This window comes from Vibrio sp. Isolate33, from assembly GCF_022397895.1.
Lineage (GTDB): Bacteria > Pseudomonadota > Gammaproteobacteria > Enterobacterales > Vibrionaceae > Vibrio > Vibrio pomeroyi.
Genome location: NZ_JAKEUP010000008.1, coordinates 140852 through 156617, shown reverse-complemented (window position 1 = coordinate 156617; position 15766 = coordinate 140852). Strand labels below are relative to the sequence as shown.

General features: G+C 40.0%; 19 protein-coding genes. 15 read left to right on the top strand and 4 right to left on the bottom strand.

What is annotated here, in order from left to right; genetic code table 11:
* Nucleotides 1-129: 129 nt before the first annotated feature.
* Nucleotides 130-498: a DUF3693 domain-containing protein gene (locus L1D37_RS13640; RefSeq protein WP_108145223.1), complete on the bottom strand. Its 369-nt coding sequence runs from the start codon at nucleotides 496-498 to the stop codon at nucleotides 130-132.
* Between the two features lie 130 nt (nucleotides 499-628).
* Here L1D37_RS13640 and L1D37_RS13635 point away from each other — a divergent pair, with 130 nt between their 5' ends.
* The 12 genes from L1D37_RS13635 to L1D37_RS13580 all read left to right on the top strand — a co-directional run bounded on the left by L1D37_RS13635 (nucleotide 629) and on the right by L1D37_RS13580 (nucleotide 10572).
* On the top strand, nucleotides 629-1054 hold the full coding sequence (locus L1D37_RS13635) for a hypothetical protein (protein ID WP_239848239.1): 426 nt from the start codon (nucleotides 629-631) through the stop codon (nucleotides 1052-1054).
* Between the two features lie 2 nt (nucleotides 1055-1056).
* Nucleotides 1057-1257 carry a hypothetical protein gene (locus L1D37_RS13630; RefSeq protein WP_239848238.1) on the top strand — a complete coding sequence of 67 codons (201 nt, stop codon included), beginning with the start codon at nucleotides 1057-1059 and terminating at the stop codon, nucleotides 1255-1257.
* Entirely contained in the window at nucleotides 1247-2359 is a 1113-nt protein-coding gene (locus L1D37_RS13625; protein ID WP_239848237.1) for a replication initiation factor domain-containing protein, read from the top strand. Before L1D37_RS13630 ends, L1D37_RS13625 begins: the two co-directional genes overlap by 11 nt.
* The gene (locus tag L1D37_RS13620; RefSeq protein ID WP_239848236.1) at nucleotides 2347-2688 is read left to right on the top strand and encodes a DUF1293 family protein; all 342 of its coding nucleotides are present in this window, start codon (nucleotides 2347-2349) and stop codon (nucleotides 2686-2688) included. The genes L1D37_RS13625 and L1D37_RS13620 overlap by 13 nt, the downstream gene beginning before the upstream one ends.
* Before the next feature lie 3 nt (nucleotides 2689-2691).
* The gene (locus L1D37_RS13615; RefSeq protein WP_239848235.1) at nucleotides 2692-2916 is read left to right on the top strand and encodes a hypothetical protein; all 225 of its coding nucleotides are present in this window, start codon (nucleotides 2692-2694) and stop codon (nucleotides 2914-2916) included.
* A 39-nt stretch (nucleotides 2917-2955) separates the two neighbouring features.
* Nucleotides 2956-3156, top strand: coding sequence for a hypothetical protein (locus L1D37_RS13610; protein WP_017067262.1), 201 nt, complete (start codon nucleotides 2956-2958; stop codon nucleotides 3154-3156).
* A gap of 130 nt (nucleotides 3157-3286) precedes the next feature.
* Nucleotides 3287-4915, top strand: coding sequence for a hypothetical protein (locus L1D37_RS13605; RefSeq protein ID WP_239848234.1), 1629 nt, complete (start codon nucleotides 3287-3289; stop codon nucleotides 4913-4915).
* Nucleotides 4915-5256 carry a DUF2523 family protein gene (locus L1D37_RS13600; RefSeq protein ID WP_017067264.1) on the top strand — a complete coding sequence of 114 codons (342 nt, stop codon included), beginning with the start codon at nucleotides 4915-4917 and terminating at the stop codon, nucleotides 5254-5256. The genes L1D37_RS13605 and L1D37_RS13600 overlap by 1 nt, the downstream gene beginning before the upstream one ends.
* The gene (locus tag L1D37_RS13595; RefSeq protein ID WP_239848233.1) at nucleotides 5256-6623 is read left to right on the top strand and encodes a zonular occludens toxin domain-containing protein; all 1368 of its coding nucleotides are present in this window, start codon (nucleotides 5256-5258) and stop codon (nucleotides 6621-6623) included. The genes L1D37_RS13600 and L1D37_RS13595 overlap by 1 nt, the downstream gene beginning before the upstream one ends.
* A gap of 719 nt (nucleotides 6624-7342) precedes the next feature.
* A complete protein-coding gene (locus tag L1D37_RS13590) occupies nucleotides 7343-8290 on the top strand; it encodes a retron St85 family RNA-directed DNA polymerase (RefSeq protein ID WP_239848252.1) in 948 nt (315 codons plus the stop codon).
* Nucleotides 8283-9944: an AAA family ATPase gene (locus L1D37_RS13585; RefSeq protein ID WP_239848232.1), complete on the top strand. Its 1662-nt coding sequence runs from the start codon at nucleotides 8283-8285 to the stop codon at nucleotides 9942-9944. The genes L1D37_RS13590 and L1D37_RS13585 overlap by 8 nt, the downstream gene beginning before the upstream one ends.
* Nucleotides 9931-10572 carry a retron system putative HNH endonuclease gene (locus L1D37_RS13580; RefSeq protein WP_239848231.1) on the top strand — a complete coding sequence of 214 codons (642 nt, stop codon included), beginning with the start codon at nucleotides 9931-9933 and terminating at the stop codon, nucleotides 10570-10572. Before L1D37_RS13585 ends, L1D37_RS13580 begins: the two co-directional genes overlap by 14 nt.
* A gap of 233 nt (nucleotides 10573-10805) precedes the next feature.
* On the opposite strand, the gene L1D37_RS13575 is transcribed toward L1D37_RS13580, so the two are convergent.
* Nucleotides 10806-11168, bottom strand: coding sequence for a hypothetical protein (locus L1D37_RS13575; protein ID WP_239848230.1), 363 nt, complete (start codon nucleotides 11166-11168; stop codon nucleotides 10806-10808).
* 289 nt (nucleotides 11169-11457) lie between these two features.
* Nucleotides 11458-11826, bottom strand: a complete 369-nt coding sequence (locus tag L1D37_RS13570) for a regulator (protein ID WP_239848229.1) — start codon at nucleotides 11824-11826, stop codon at nucleotides 11458-11460.
* Between the two features lie 218 nt (nucleotides 11827-12044).
* Between L1D37_RS13570 and L1D37_RS13565 the strand changes: the two genes are divergently transcribed.
* Nucleotides 12045-12479 (top strand): hypothetical protein, encoded by a 435-nt coding sequence (locus tag L1D37_RS13565; protein WP_239848228.1) that lies wholly within the window; start codon nucleotides 12045-12047, stop codon nucleotides 12477-12479.
* Nucleotides 12480-12749: 270 nt separating this feature from the next.
* Here the strand turns inward: L1D37_RS13565 and L1D37_RS13560 are convergent, their stop codons facing one another.
* On the bottom strand, nucleotides 12750-13115 hold the full coding sequence (locus L1D37_RS13560) for a regulator (RefSeq protein ID WP_239848227.1): 366 nt from the start codon (nucleotides 13113-13115) through the stop codon (nucleotides 12750-12752).
* Nucleotides 13116-14156: 1041 nt separating this feature from the next.
* Between L1D37_RS13560 and L1D37_RS13555 the strand changes: the two genes are divergently transcribed.
* Together L1D37_RS13555 and L1D37_RS13550 are read left to right on the top strand one after the other, a co-directional pair.
* Nucleotides 14157-14756, top strand: coding sequence for a porin family protein (locus tag L1D37_RS13555; RefSeq protein ID WP_239848226.1), 600 nt, complete (start codon nucleotides 14157-14159; stop codon nucleotides 14754-14756).
* A gap of 337 nt (nucleotides 14757-15093) precedes the next feature.
* Entirely contained in the window at nucleotides 15094-15696 is a 603-nt protein-coding gene (locus L1D37_RS13550; protein ID WP_239848225.1) for a DUF2971 domain-containing protein, read from the top strand.
* Nucleotides 15697-15766 lie beyond the last annotated feature (70 nt).

Below are 15766 nucleotides of genomic sequence, written 5' to 3'. Positions count from 1 at the left end.
ATTAGGAAATATGTTTATTAGGTATTTTATGGTAAATAGCTTTACTGTTAAATAGAACGCTAATTCAGAGCAGAAACAAGAGGCAGGGCATCATATAAAGATACCTGCCTAATAAACACCAAACCCAATTTAACATAATATACATAATACGCAGTTGGCTAGTGCTTTATTTGGGGTGGCTGCCATCAACGCTAATCCTGCGCAAGCCATTGAAATGCTTCTTAAACCAAGCCCGTTATACTTTTTTGCAATGCTGTTCCACAGTGTCTGTGCTTCATACGTTTTTGCTTTATCTAACGCAAGACCAACTAATGCCTTTTCTTTATCCTCACCAACAATGTCAGCAAGCATAAGTACTTGATTCTCTTTTAAAAATGCTCGGTCTTTTCGAATATCCGTTAGCATTTGAGTGCTAATGCCTAAATCAGATGCGACTTGCTTATATTGGACATAGTTCATGTGCTCTTTATAAGCATCTATGAGTTTCTTTGTGTACATTTTGAAAACCTCGTTTGTTTCCTCTAGCTCGATTCTAGCTCATAAACACGAATTTTATCGTATTGCCACTACGAGATTTATCGTATTTACTGTACGGAAATCATCGTACTTACTACTTCTGGTGGCTTCTATGTTCCAAATTGAATCTATTCAATACGGCTCTGTTTTGAAATCTGAACACGTTAGCTTCTCTAGCTACCCAGATTTTACACACGCGTCCGTGTCTCTTCATAACTCGCCACTAGAAATCTGTTTTGACTTCCTTGTTAGCGAACTTGAGTTTGGCCAACGCACAATTGGTGAAGAACTATTTCACACTGTCAGTTACAAGAATCCACTTTATAACTCTAGTGACTCTTTCACTTTCACGTTTGATAACAACCAAGAGCTTGAACAGTTCTGCTCGTTCTACGGTTTAAAGATTCCTACAAATTCACTTTGCACTGCGTGTATGAACAATTTCACGTCTCAAACACTATGCAAAGAATGTGATGTAGCTATGAAGCTTGCCGTTAATTCATTCGCAAACAAACTTGCTCAATCATTGAGAAGTTAATCATGGATTCTATCTACTTCGACAACGAAGCTAATCACGGCATCAACGCCTATTTTCCTTGGGGTCATAACTTCTTTAAGACTCAGCGTGATTTCTTCCAGTTCATGGAGGTTCATTACGGCATGGTGTCATTTCAGATTATTGAAATCACTGACGACAACTACCAAGAGCTTTTGGTTAAGGGCGTGTTCAGTGCCATCTAAAAAACCACATAAGTTTCATGATGAGATTCGTCCGGTTCAAGTGGATCACCTAGCCTTTTCGTTTTCGTACGGTTCGCTTAGACATTTGGATAACTCGAATGAACAAGACTTTATCAACATGCAGTTTCCTGAGTTTAAAAAGCAAAGCGTTAACGGTCGCCTTAACTCACCAGAAGCTATAGAGAAATCAATAGAGTTACACCGTAACAAATGCCGTAAAGTTTTGGCCGATAGGTTTGATGAGTTCATGTCTAAAGTCTTTAACTTTCGTATCTCTCCTATGCGTGGCCGCGGCTTACATGGCTATGAGGATTCGATGGTGATTTACGATTCTACGGGAACGGTTGAATGTGGCTTGGTCGGTGTTGGTGGTAACAATGACACGGTCTATGTGCAAATCAATGGTACGGGTTGCGCTAAGTTGTTCGACTTCACCACACACAAAAAGGTGCATTGGTGGCTGTCACTTTTGGGTATCACTCGCCTAGCCCGTTTAGATCTCTGTGTGGATGACTACACCGGAATCTTTGACTGTAAGTATGCTGAGAAATGTTTTTATGAGGGAGCATTTCGCACTGCTTCTCGTGGTCGTGGTCCGACAATGGTTCCTCATAAGCGCGTTTCACAATCCGGTGAATTATCAGAGGAAGCCGTTCTTGTTGGCTCTCGTACCTCTGCAATCTACTGGCGTGTGTACAACAAGAAGTTTGAGCAAAACATCGCTGACCCTGAAGTGATTTGGTACCGCAATGAAGTGGAATTGAAGAAGTGCGATTTGGCACTACTCGCCTCGCCTGCTTCGGCCTTTGCTGGTCTGTGTGACTTCTCGGCCAGTATCGACCCTGCCGAACCAATGAAGATTGAGCTTAACAAAAAGAAAGCAGGTCTTGAGTTCTTCGCTCGTATTGCTTGGGTTCGTCGTCAATGTGGTAAAGCACTTTCTGAAGTTGTTGCAATGACTGAGGGTGACTTGGGTGAAGCATTCGGAATGCTCATTCCTACACACCATAGACGCGCCAACTTTGAAACCTCGTTAGGCATTCCTGACGAATACACTAAACAGAAAATCGAAATTTTGGAGTCAAGAATATGCCTACAATAACTGGTATCTCTATCAAGCGTTTCCCTAAATCTAATATGGAGTTCGCGGAGCTGTCTGTCCTTCGTGCCGTAGAAGAAGTCGATAACGAGAAGTTTCAACAAACGGGCATCGGCTTCTCAACTGACATCCCATACAACAAACAAGCACTGAAAATTGATGTGGCCTACGCTCGTCAGCTCATCCAAACACGTGCTTTCGTTGCTAACCGCGAATACGAACTGAGCTTTGGTGCTAATCCAAATGATCCACTCGATATCTTGGTAAACAAGCTCGTTCCTGTCGATGACGAAGTTAAAAAACACTTCGATTCATTCATGCGTAAGGCGTAACCCATGAACTGCATTGCGGCAACTCAAGACGGTTATCTCAAGGTATCAACAGCCTTAGATTGTCAGTTCGTAATGCTTAGTAAAGATGAATATGCGGCTTACATTTCATCTACTCAATCGTTAGATATCAACGCTCAATTGTATTCAACGGTATCCGGTTGGATTTTATTTTCTTTCGTTTCGGGTCATGTGCTCGGACGAATTTTAAAAAGTCTTGGCAAAGGCTAAGACACAACTCTAAGTAACACACTCTTAAAGGAACATTTTATGAAAACACGTCTATTGGCTTTAACTTCAGCTCTAGTAGTATCTACGTCTTCTTTCGCGGATGATTCAGCAGTAACAACGGCTATCAACGGTGCGGTGAGCTCTGGTCAATCTAACTACGGTCTTGTAGTCGTTGGTCTTATAGGCCTTGGCGCTCTTGGCTTTGGTCTTCGCGCAATCATGGGTGCAATGCGTGGCTAATGGGTGAATTAGCCTCTCAAGTCGTAACCATTCTGTTAGGAGTGGTTATGGCTATGTCATTCGTATATGGCGTATATACGGGTATCAATGCCTCCTGATTTGGAGGCTTTTTTATATCTAGGGTTTGATTATGAGAATAATACGAAACGCACTCTTGATAATGTTCATGACTCTAAGCGGTTACGCACACGCGATTGACTGCCCTTTAGGTGAAGTCGATAAATCCGGTGTTTGTACTTCCGTGTGTGAGGTTTTGAAGTCCCAATCTCGAACCTATACCTATGATGCTTACATATGGGGCGAAAGCCCAACCTCTGCGTGTATTGGCCAATATGGTTCAGCGTGTGTGCTTAACTCAGGCTCAATCTCAGTGAGTGTTGACCCGACCAAACGTATGTGGAGCAACTCATTCACGTTCACTGGTCAAAAGTGCTCTCGCGGTGATAGCTTTTCTGGTGACTCTGCGAAACCTTTCCCTTGGGAGGGTGACGCTAACATGAATGGTATCTTAGACAGCGAGGAAGATTGGGACGGCGACGGTATACCAAACCACTCCGATGCGAATCCTGATACCAATGACAACGTGGTTGCTGACACAGATGAAGATGGTATCCCCGATCGAATTCAATCCGACTATGACAAGCTGATTGAACTGAAAGAAATCAAGAACTACAACTGTGTTGGTGGTTTGGATTGTATGAACACTAGAGCGTGGTCGAATTCAGTAAGAGAACTAGCCGGAAACCAAAATGACCTTATTGGAGTCATCGATAAATTGGTACGAACAGGCATCAATCGTAATCAGTTTAATGAAGCGTTAAATTATTATAATGGAGGGCTGAATAAGACTATCGTCAATGGCATTGTTGCGATTCGACAAGATATCATGTTCAACAACCAGCTAGTCGTTAAAAACCACGCTGAAATCACCGGATTAGGCACGGTGCTTCGAAACGAAACTTCTAAAATGAAACGTAACCTTGACGAGTTCGTTACTGACTTGAGTCCTAAGTTCACCAACTTAGAAACTATGATGAACGATAATGCTTACAACGTTTGGCAGGTTAAGAACAACACCTCTGAAAACCTCACCCTTTCTAATCGAATATTCGAAAGAATAAGCAACTTAGACAATTCAGAAGCCATTTTGAGTGCGACCAATCAACAACAATTACGCAATGCTGCTAAAGCTCATGCCAATCAGAAAATACTCAAACGTATGGAAAAATCTCAAAAAGAGATGACAACTAATGTATCTGGCCTGTCTGAGCAAGTTACTGCTGTCGATGGAAAACTCGACTCTCTCGACACTCAACTCAGCGCTTTGTCTTCTCAGATTGATGGTATCGATGGCGGTGGGGATTATGGTGACACTATCAACGCTATTGGAGCTAACATTAATGACTTAAAGAACGGCCTGCTTTCAGGTAATACGTTCAACGTCCCTACTTCTGATTTTAATGGCTCGGGCTTTCTCATCAGTGAAAAAGCAACCAAACAAGTTACCGATGATATTGATTCACTGAGAACCGAATTGTCCACTCAAATGGACTTATTCAAGAATATCTTGTCGTTTGATACCGAATCGTTCAACGACGGTCAATACCAAGAGCACGTTCTTGACCTTAACATCGACGGCCAATCACACAGTTTCAAGACGGGCGTTCTTTCTGCATTACTTGATAACGCGGAAATCATCAAAGCGGTCATTTTGTTTATGTTCGTATTGATGGGTATTCGCATGTTAGGAGGTGAATAATGGAAACTATCTACGCATTTTTCAATTGGATCTCTTTGCAGTTCCAATTCATCTATGACTTCTTTCAGTCTATCCCTCAAATGACAATGGACTTGTTCAGCTACATTCAGCTATTCGTACTGAAGTTAAAACTCAAAGCTGAATTGGAGTTTATCAAGCTCTCCTATAACTCGGCCAAGATACTGCTAGAAGAGCTTGGCTTTAATGACATCTTAGCGGCCACCTTTAATGCTATGCCTGATGAGATTCGGTTCTATGCGTTTAAGTTTGGTATCCCTCAAGGTCTTTCTATCCTCGCCAATTTCTTTACTACGGCTTTTGTAATGAGGATGACACGCTAATGGCCATTACAATTCGAACCGGAGCAAATGGCTCTTACAAGTCAGCATACACGGCTTACTTCTCAATTTATCAAGCCTTGAAAGCAGGCAAAGTGGTTGTCACCAACATGGAGGGCATGCAGCCCTTAAAGGTGATTGAAGAACGTTTTGATATCAAGTTCCCCTCCACTTCTAAGCTGATTCGAGTGTCATCACGAGACAATGCAGGCGTTAATTTATGGACGCACTTTTTCTGTTGGTGTCCCATTGGTGCCTTGATTGTGATTGATGAGTGCCAGGACATCTTTTCTAAGAACATCGGCTTTGACATGCGAAAAGTGAGCTATAAACCTGTCGAAGATTTTATCTCTAAAGATGGCGGCAACGATGGCCTACTGCCGGAATCCTATCTCAGCTTTTTCTATTCTCGCTATACACCTGCTGACATGGATGCATTACAAGAGTCGGAAATCGATGACCGCGGAATCGCTGAATATGATGAACAAGGAAGGATCATCTATCCACACACGTTCAACGAAGGTTTCATGCGCCACCGAAAATATAACTGGGATATCGAGTTGTTGTCTCCGGATTGGAAACAAATCGATTCAGGAATCAAAGCATGTGGCGAGCAGAACTTCTTCCACAAAGGCCGCGACCAATTCTTTTGGCGTAAACGCGATCCTCTAATTTGGAAGCATGACAAATCAGTGTCGACGCCAGTCATACCAAAAACGAAAGACATCAACATCACCAACAAAAAAATCCCTCTGGATTCGTTTCTACTCTACAAGTCCACGGGAACCGGCATTGCCAAACAAGCCGGAGCGATGAACACTGTCTTTCGTAGCCCAAAGGCCATTGGCATTTTTCTTTTAGCAATTTTCTGTATGGGGTATGTAGCTTATGAGGTATCCAATCGCATTATTAGTTCTAATGAGGAAATGGAGGAAGCGCAAACGGTACAACTTGAAAGTGCCTTACTTGGGGAAGATTCGAGCTCGTCTGAGTCGAGTGTTCAAAGTGCTAGTGGTGTACGTTCTTCTGGGGGTAATCATCAAAGGAATCTCAATGGTATTTCTGAGGTTGTTCCTATAGCTAGCATCTTACCTTTTGACGGTATTAAAAAAGCGTTCGTTACCGGAATTAACTTTGCTCATAAGAATGGCGCTTCGCGCATTGATTTGAGCCTAGAGATTCTAGCCGAAGATGGCGTGTACTCTTTGAATGAACGATTCTTAAAAACGTATGACGTAAACTATGAAGTGATTGATGCGTGCCTATTGAGGTTGAAGCGCGGCCAGCTGTCTAAGCTGATTACGTGCAAACCACATACAACCTCAACGGTAGATGCTGAAATAAGTCGAGCGAACGTCCAACTGTTCTAATATCTAAGGCTTTCATTGTGAGCGCGCGAACAATACAGAACGCGCTCGCGTAGCGAGTAAGAGACCATCCCACCACGTTCACCAAATCAACTTGTGGCTTGATAGTGCCAAGCCACACGAATCCCTTCTACCTGCCAAGCGATCTTTGCTTTTGTTGGTTCGTATCCCCTCATACATATCTACTTTGGCTATAGCTTTGCTGAGGACGTTTCCGAACGAGTAAGGAACGACAAGCGAGACTGAGCGCGGAGTGACGGCGAAGCGAGGAACGCAACCCCCGTGTTGTATCACGGGGGTAAATTCGACACAACATCACACGGTCTGTGAATTGCCTATAATAACTTTCAAAACTCAAACAAAGGAGCGATGATCTTCATTGTCACATTTGCCTAAACATAATTTCAGATTCAAGGACTCAAGAAAGCTTGTGGTTAGTACCTTATTGATTACATGATATCTTATTGAATAAAAAGAAATGAAACGCTATACTCAAGCGACCCTTTAGCGTTAATTGGACTAGTTTTATTGGTCTAGTCGGGCGATACGCCAGACTCAAATTTATTGGGGAACAATTTTGGTTGCGGTTGAAAATTTTCTGGCCCGACTCGTTCCTCGTCCGGAAGTAAATTTTAAACCGCTTCCTCTAGTAAAGGGATTCCTGCCAGCACTATAGCTTTGCTTATGCTGGCAGTTTTATTTGGATATCTAGCTTGGATACTATGAGACAACAACTATATTCAAAACTACAAATCAAGCTGGGACGTTCCAGGTCTTCTATAAAGTCATTCGCTAACAATGCTCCCAACAAGTACAAGGTATACACAATACCTAAGCGAACTTCAGGCAGACGAGTAATTGCACACCCTTCTAAACTGCTAAAAGACTATCAACGAGCTTTGACTGATATCCTTAAACCAGCACTTACTGTGCACCCTGCAGCTTTCGCATATAGAACAGGTTTCAGTATCAAAGATAATGCCCAAATGCATAAGAATCATCAGTACTTATTAAAAATGGACTTTAACGACTTTTTTAACAGTATTGACCCAGAACTATTTGAAGATATTTTGATAAGGCGAGGAATTCGATTTTCCAATGCTGAGATGTCGCTTCTCACTCGTCTTTTGTTCTGGAATAAAACGAAATCTCACGATGAGAAGCTGGTATTAAGTGTCGGTGCTCCGAGCTCACCACTAATTTCAAATTTTGTTATGTCTATTTTTGACGCCAAAATGAAATTGCACTGCCTAAAAAGGCAGATTACTTATACTCGCTACGCTGATGACTTAACATTTTCAACAAATAAGAAGGATGTTCTCTTCAACATACCTCAGCTAGTCAAAGATACTTTAACAAAAGATTACAGTCATAAAATCCTCATTAACGAACTTAAGACTATTTTTGCTTCAAAAGCACACAATAGGCATATCACTGGCGTGACAATTAATAACGCTAGTGAACTTTCTATAGGAAGAGAACGCAAAAGGTTAATTTCGGCGCTTGTACATAAGTATACGGTTAAACAGTTAGATACGGATGATATCCATTACGTACAAGGTCTTCTATCATTTGCTCAGAACATAGAGCCCCATTTTGTAGACAGGCTATCTAAAAAATATGGCTTTGATGTTCTATCTAAACTAATTAGGGATAAAGGCGATGAATAGAGAAATCAGTTTTAAAAAGACGATCCGTTCTCTAAAAGCAAAGGCCAAGCAAGGTAACTTTTATTCTGCTTTACAGCTTTCCGATTACTTCAAGGAGGGAAAGTTTGTAGACAAAGATGAGGCTCAATCTGAAGCTTACTTGCATAAAGCTTTTGACATATTCAAAAATCAGAACCTAAAAGTAACTGAACTAAACATAGAGAACTTCCGTCTTTTTGATAGCTTAAAACTTAGAAATTTTGACGATAATCTGAATGTTTTTATCGGTAATAACGGTGCTGGCAAAACCACTATTTTAGATGCAATCGACCTATCTTTAAGTTGGTTAAGTATTAGCATTAACAAAAATGGAGGCTCTGGAGACTTTATTGAACTAGAGGACATTAACATATTTAATAGTTCAATCTATAGTACTGTAACTACAAACATTAAGTTTAATAGTCAACTTTCCGCCGACATCGAATTATCTAAAAGTAAAGATGGTAGAGTCAAAACTAGAAGTAAATATTCTGATATCAAAAAAGTTGGTTCTTTTTATAAGATAGCCAACGAATATGATAAAAGTTTTAATCTACCTCTCTTGTCATATTACAACGTTATGCGTTCTTATGATGTAAACCCTAAGGATATTAAGAGTACCGACATATACTCCTCTACGAACACGGATAAATTTGATGCTTACCATAAATCATTAACTGGAAAAACAGATTTCAGTAGTTTTTTTAAATGGTATAAAAATATTGACGATATTCTGAGCAAGCGCAAAGCCAACTCAGACAACGTTGTGGCTAAAGGGACGTTAGAAATTAACGATGATTTGTTAGCTAAATTATCTGAGATGATACACTTAGGAAAAGACTCTCTATCCATAGAGGATTTCGCTCAGTTGGCTTCACAAAAAAGTGATGAAGAAACTGACCACACTGATGCTTCTTCAGCATCAACAAGTGAACTTTTAAAAGTAAGAGAGCTCGTTAATAAGGTAATCTCGAATTTCATGGAAGGATATTCGGATATTCGTGTACAAGTAGAGCCGTACCTCGACCTTGTTATACGCAAACACAACAGTTCGATTAGCGTGATGAAACTATCTCAAGGCGAAAAAACGTTGTTGGCTTTAGTTTTAGATATAGCTCGAAGGCTGATTATTCTAAATCCCTCACGAGAAAACCCTCTGCACGGTAATGGGATCGTATTAATCGATGAATTTGACTTACATCTACATCCCAAGTGGCAAAGAGAGCTTGCAAATAAACTTGTCGAAAATTTTCCTAACTGTCAGTTTTTTTTGACAACCCACTCCCCTTTGGTTTTAAGCGAAGTTGACCCTAAACATGTATTTATACTTGAGGAATCAAATGAAAGCGTCGCTCTAGTTAGGCCTAAGCAAACATTCGGGCTGGATAGTAGTGATGTTTTAGACATGTTAATGACCCCACAGGATAGAGAGCAACTTTCTCAGTCACAATTCGTTTTCGAAAAACTCGAAGAGATCTCTAATTTAATTGATGAAGAAACTACTACGTCTTTAGCGCACGCACATAAGCTAATAGATGAGCTTGAAATTCAAACCAAAGGTAGTACCCCAGAAATTATTAAAATGAGGGTCAGGTTAAAAGCAGCCTATGAGTGGTGTGAAGATGAAGAAGATTAACAAGGCAAATGAACCAATTGAACTAAGGCGTTATAGATCTTCCCCGGATGCGATTTATGATGGACCAGGTTTCGATACAGTTAAAAAGAAAATTAGAAGCGCATTGCTAGCGGAGCAAGGGTTCATATGTGCGTACTGCATGAGTGCTATTTCTGAAGACTCAATGAAGATAGAACACTTTAACTGTCAAGCTTCTCACGCTAGTTTACAACTTGACTACAAAAACCTTCTAGGTTGTTGTTTTGGAAATGAAGGCCAACCTGGCAAGCAGCAAACCTGCGATACAAAAAAGGGTTCGCAGACGCTAAAATATTCACCCTCAAGCACGCTGCATATTGAAAACCTTGTTGAATACAAAAGCACAGGAAAAATCGTATCCAGTGACGCTGACTTCCTAACACAAATAGAATCTGTACTTAATTTGAATCAAAAGTGGCTTGTAAGAAATAGAAAAGCAGCCTTAGAGGGGATTAGAGAAGAACTAAGTCGCCGAAGAGGAACGCGTACTCAAGTAGAGATAAGGTCTTTGTTGACGAGGTACAATACAGTAAACCAGGAAGGTAGACTAGACCCCTATTCAGGTGTAGTCGTTCAGTATCTTAAAAAAAAAATGAGCAAACTAACTTAATGACTACAAAATAACTCATGAGCTGATACTAGCGATGATGATCCCGAGTCCTACCTATGCGATATTACGAAAACATTAGCGAACAGAACTACACCTATGACATTGGCATGAAGAAAGTGTGAGGTTAACGAGAATTTCTCAAATAACTCACAGTGTTTGAGCTGGTTTCTTTCTTTATTCACTGCTTATAAAAAACCGGATGCAATGTCCGGTTTTTTATAATGAAAATTCTACTAACTCCAACCACCTTCATGACGATTTACATACTGAACATGTGTAAACTCTACTGGTCCATTGCCAATAATCATCGCTTTTACTTTACCATTTTGTAACGTTTCTACGCTCTTAACTTCATAAGGCCCTAAATGTACGTACTTTGTCAGGTAAATGTAAGCTTTAGCCTTAAGAGCAGTTGGCTCGATTCTGTTGATAACAACTTTTGTCTTGCCATTAACTGCATAGATATCAATCACTTTCTGACATTCCGGACAACGCCATTTCTTATGCACTTGATCTAACGTGAAGGTTTTGTCGCAACCATTACATTGGTACTTTTCATTATCGAACTTACAAACGCTTGGGATTACCGCAGTCATCAAGTATTTCCTATTTAAACCGTTACAAGGGTTGTATTAAACATCTAATCCGCAATTTTGTATACAATAAAAAGTCGTAACATATTAGTCTTTATATGGTTTTTAAAAAGCCGAACTCAATGAGTCCGGCTTCTTTCTCCTTGATATGACCTAAAAGGAGGGCTAGCTAATCCACTAAACAAGGTCTATCTTTGCGCCAGTCGAGTTAACCATATCATGAAAAAGCCACCTAGTTTGCGAGATAGCCTAGCCTTTGAATTCGCCTTGATACAACTATACTTTTCTAATCCTATTTCTTGATATTAGCTATCGCTCTAGCAAGGCTAAGCAAGTGTGTTGAAGTCTTAATCTCTAACTCTGATTGAATCCCCAAAAGCGCTATTCCTGCCAAAATTTGCTGCGGCCTAACCACTTGACCTGTCGGCAGCTCCATACTGTCGTATAACATTTTGAACTGGTCCCAATCATCACTAACGCTGAGTTCTCGACCTTTTGCCATACGCATAAGTCTTTTACACTCAGGAGGTATCGGTTTTCCTTCATCCCAACCCGTGACAGTCCTCACAGTTTTAAAACACAGTTCAGCAACCTCTTCCTTCGTCATTTGGCACTCTAACTCTCGAAAAATGTAATTCTTACTCATTTCGCGATACTTCAATGATAAAACCTCTAAATACAAGAGGTTGCACTACATTTATAAGATATGCAGCATTAAACATAATCAGACATAATGCGCACTAATGATAGTTCAGTCACTAACCATGACACTGCGGTATTTGCGAGTTTTAAAGCGATTTATTTCGATTAGTACGGCATATGTTATTTACGTAAAATTACGGAGCTCTTTTTCAGTTTGATACTCCAAGGCTTACAGTAATGAAAATACGTCAAAAGATATGCAGTAGTTGTGATTGTGTAACAGAGCAGCAATTTATACTGGGTTCTGTAAATCACGTAATGTACTTCGTTTCTTTGATTATACTTTTTTTCTTTAGCTGTTTGTTTGGTTCGACTGGCTTAGTGATTTTTGTCATAAGTGGGCTATTTGTATTACTAGCCTGGGCATCTCAAAACTCACAATCTGCTAAAGAAAAATCTGGCTATTGGTCTTGCTGCTCTTGTGGAAACAAGGCTGCTTTTAAACTGACACAAAAAGATTTTGATAGGATGATTGAAACCTATACTCACTTAGTCTCAATTAGTCATGAAGTTTCGCCAGTTCATATAGAAAGATTAAGAAAGGTCAACGCTGGTGAACACGTACCAATTTCCGAGATTAAAATGGCGATTAAATCTCTAGAAGAAAATTGACCTCACATTAAGTTTTACCTCATGAGAAACATATCGTAACTCGCCCCTCCCTAGACACTATAAGGCAGCATCGTGGAACTTATATTCTATGTGATTGCATTCAGCATCATCATTTACATTTTTCTACTACCGACAACCATCGCAAGACGAAAAGACCACCCACATAAAACTGCAATATCAACACTTAACATAGTTGGTAGTCTTTTCTTTGGTACTGGTTGGCTCATAGCCTTAATTTGGAGCTTGATGAACACCGAACGGCGATAGCGTTTATGTGGTGGGTTTGTTAAGTGTTTTGGCAATGCAACGAGCAAGCCTTATTAGTGAACTGGCTGTTTTCTGATCTTCGTTAGACCCTATCTCTAATAGAGCAGCCCCTAACAGTATTTGGCTTGCAGTCAATCTTTGTCCCGTTGGCAAAACAAACTTTCCATTTTCGACATAGAACCCTACCCAGTCATCAGAAATGCCAACTTCTCTATAAGAACAAAGCCTCATCAATCTCTTACATTCATTCGGAATAGGATTTCCTTTATCCCAACGTTTGACTGTCGTCACATTTTTAAAACATAGTTCCGCAGTCTCCTCTAGAGATAAACGGCAATAGAATTCTCTAAAAAGTTGGTTTTTAGTCACCTAACGCCCTCCAACCTCTGAAAGCAATTAAAACGACATGAGCCAATTAATGATAACACTATGAATAATAAGAGTTTATTTAACTTAACGTGACATAATACGCAGTGGTATATAATCAATTCTAAGGGCATTGTTATCATCGTTTCGCGTTAAAACCGTTGCATCTCGTAACTCAGCTTCTTAAGTTCACCGATATTCTTTATGAGTCCTTCAAGCTAATAACTATATATCTGGCTAACGTTTATTTCATTCTGAACACAAACTTTACCAACGAGAACTTCTATTCTGAATCCTCTAACTTACAATAGCTTCTGTTTATGCCTATAACTGCGGTGTTGTATGCGAATCTTGTGTACATTTTGGCAGTTTTGTTCCAGATTTCACACACACGACCGCACTTATTCCTAACGCCACACGCTGAGTTCTGTTTTGAGCTGTCCATCATCCAGTTAAATTTTCTCACGACAATCATTCTGCAGTGTCCAACTACCAAAGCCGATTCAAACTAATCCTGAACCTCGATCGATACGTTGAACGCCAACAACAAAAAAAGAAACTCTATTTCTAAAACTAATTACTCAGATCAAAAATTGCCTACTGAACCCTTATTACCAACGAACTAAGAAAGCTGGCTACTTCTTCTCACAGAGCTAATAAGTACTCGAGAAAACCCAACGTATTCCTTAGCAAGCTTCTATGAAGACTGTGTTAACTACCAAGTTCTATCAACCAACATCATTTGTGATCAGTAGCTTCCACAGCTTCCTAGTTTTGCTTAGCCTTGTTATTAATAACAAGCTTAATTAAGTAACGGCACTCGACTTAAGCAGCTGTCTCAGTTGACAAAAAGTTACAACGCAACACGAATCCTACTCGTCACTTCCTAGACGACCATAACTTGTCTTACAACTGAGATGCTGACATATCTATTACTAGTAAGTCTTTAAAATCAGATATTTAGACAGATTTCACATTAACTAGTGTCTCTTTTGTTTGTTAACATCTTCTGGAATAAAAAACTCATTATCTAAAAGGATTAATATGAAAATCAGTATGATCGCCCTATCCTTGTTCACCGCTTTTGGTGTCAGCTCACACGCGTTTGCAAGTGACAACGAGAACTCTTCTAGGGTAAATGGTCATTTTTATGCAGGTGTTGACGTCGGCTTTTATAATGAAACGGAATTAGAATACCGTGGTAGCGCAATTGAAGATTCATCTGATTTATCAGACTTCAGCTATAACTTAGTTGGCGGCTACGAATTCAATACCCACGATGTTGTTAAACTAGGATTGGAGGCCGAGTACCGCAAAATCGGAAAAGTTAACTATAGCGATGTAATGGATGTTGAAGGACAAGCTTTCTTTGTAAATATTAAGCCTAAGTTTATTGTTAAAGGTGACGTATTAGATCTGTATGTGTCTCTATTAGCTGGCGTTGGTTCTATGGATATGAAAGCAAAAGCGTTCGGAATGTCAGGTTCGGAATCTGAAGCGGCTTATCAGGTTGGCGGTGAGCTTGGTGCGATCATTACAGACCATATCGATATTCATCTTGGTTACCGAAATGCGCGTGTTGAAATAGACTCCGTCGATGTTTCATCTCAAACGGCTTACATCGGTGCAAGGTACCATTTCTAATCTAGATTCAATCGTAAGCTTTATTTCAAATTAAGCCGTTCTTTTGAGTTCGGCTTTTAAACGTTCACTTTCCCCACTCGACTTCAACTTTATAGAGTGACTTTCACCACGAATAAAGTTACGTTGTATCTTATTCGAAAAATCCGAGAGATTTATTGCCTAGTTCCACACAGTAAAACAAAGACTTAAACAGACCACCATTTAGTGTTTAAATTTTGATCTATCAAGCAGTTATATGAATAAATTAAGTGATTGAGCAATCAAATGCTATGCATTCAGGCTTCTATTGTGGGTTAAAGTGTTAACATCAGGCAATTTTGTAAACTAGGTGTTTGATATGTTGCCTAAACTTTATAAGTTCAGATCGCTCCACGATAGAAACATACAGTCTATATCTGAGTGCTCGTTATGGTTTGATTACGCTAAAACCTTTAATAACCCATTTGAATTCAACGTCCTGCGCGACACAAGACTTCAGAATAATTTCAAGGTTATGTGCTTCTCTCAATCGAACAACCATCCAATACTTTGGTCTCAATATGGCGACAACTTCAAAGGTATGTGTATCGAGTATGACCTCAATAACTATGACGGGGAGCTGAACCTCAACTGTTTTGAAGTCCAATATGAAGATAACCCAAACATATTCAGCTTAGCATCATTAAGTGAGTCAAGAACTTCAAAGCTGGGAACAGACATCTTTAAAGTTAAACATTCAAACTGGTGTTATGAAAAGGAGTTTCGTTGGGTGTTATCCGATGAAGAGATCATCGGAAATAAGTTGTATCTAAATAAAGAGTGTTTAAGCGCGGTTATCCTTTCAGAGCACGCCCCTGCAGACAGAAAGCTAAAGGTCCTGATGACATGTCAAAGCCTTGGAATCCCCGTGAAACAGGCTGTAGCCAAGCGAGATTCATGTACGTTCGAAGTCGTCAGTTAGACTTTATCTATCTAAATCAGAGCATTAAAAAGTGACAGTGCAACAAAAGAGAGCCACACTTTCAATGCGG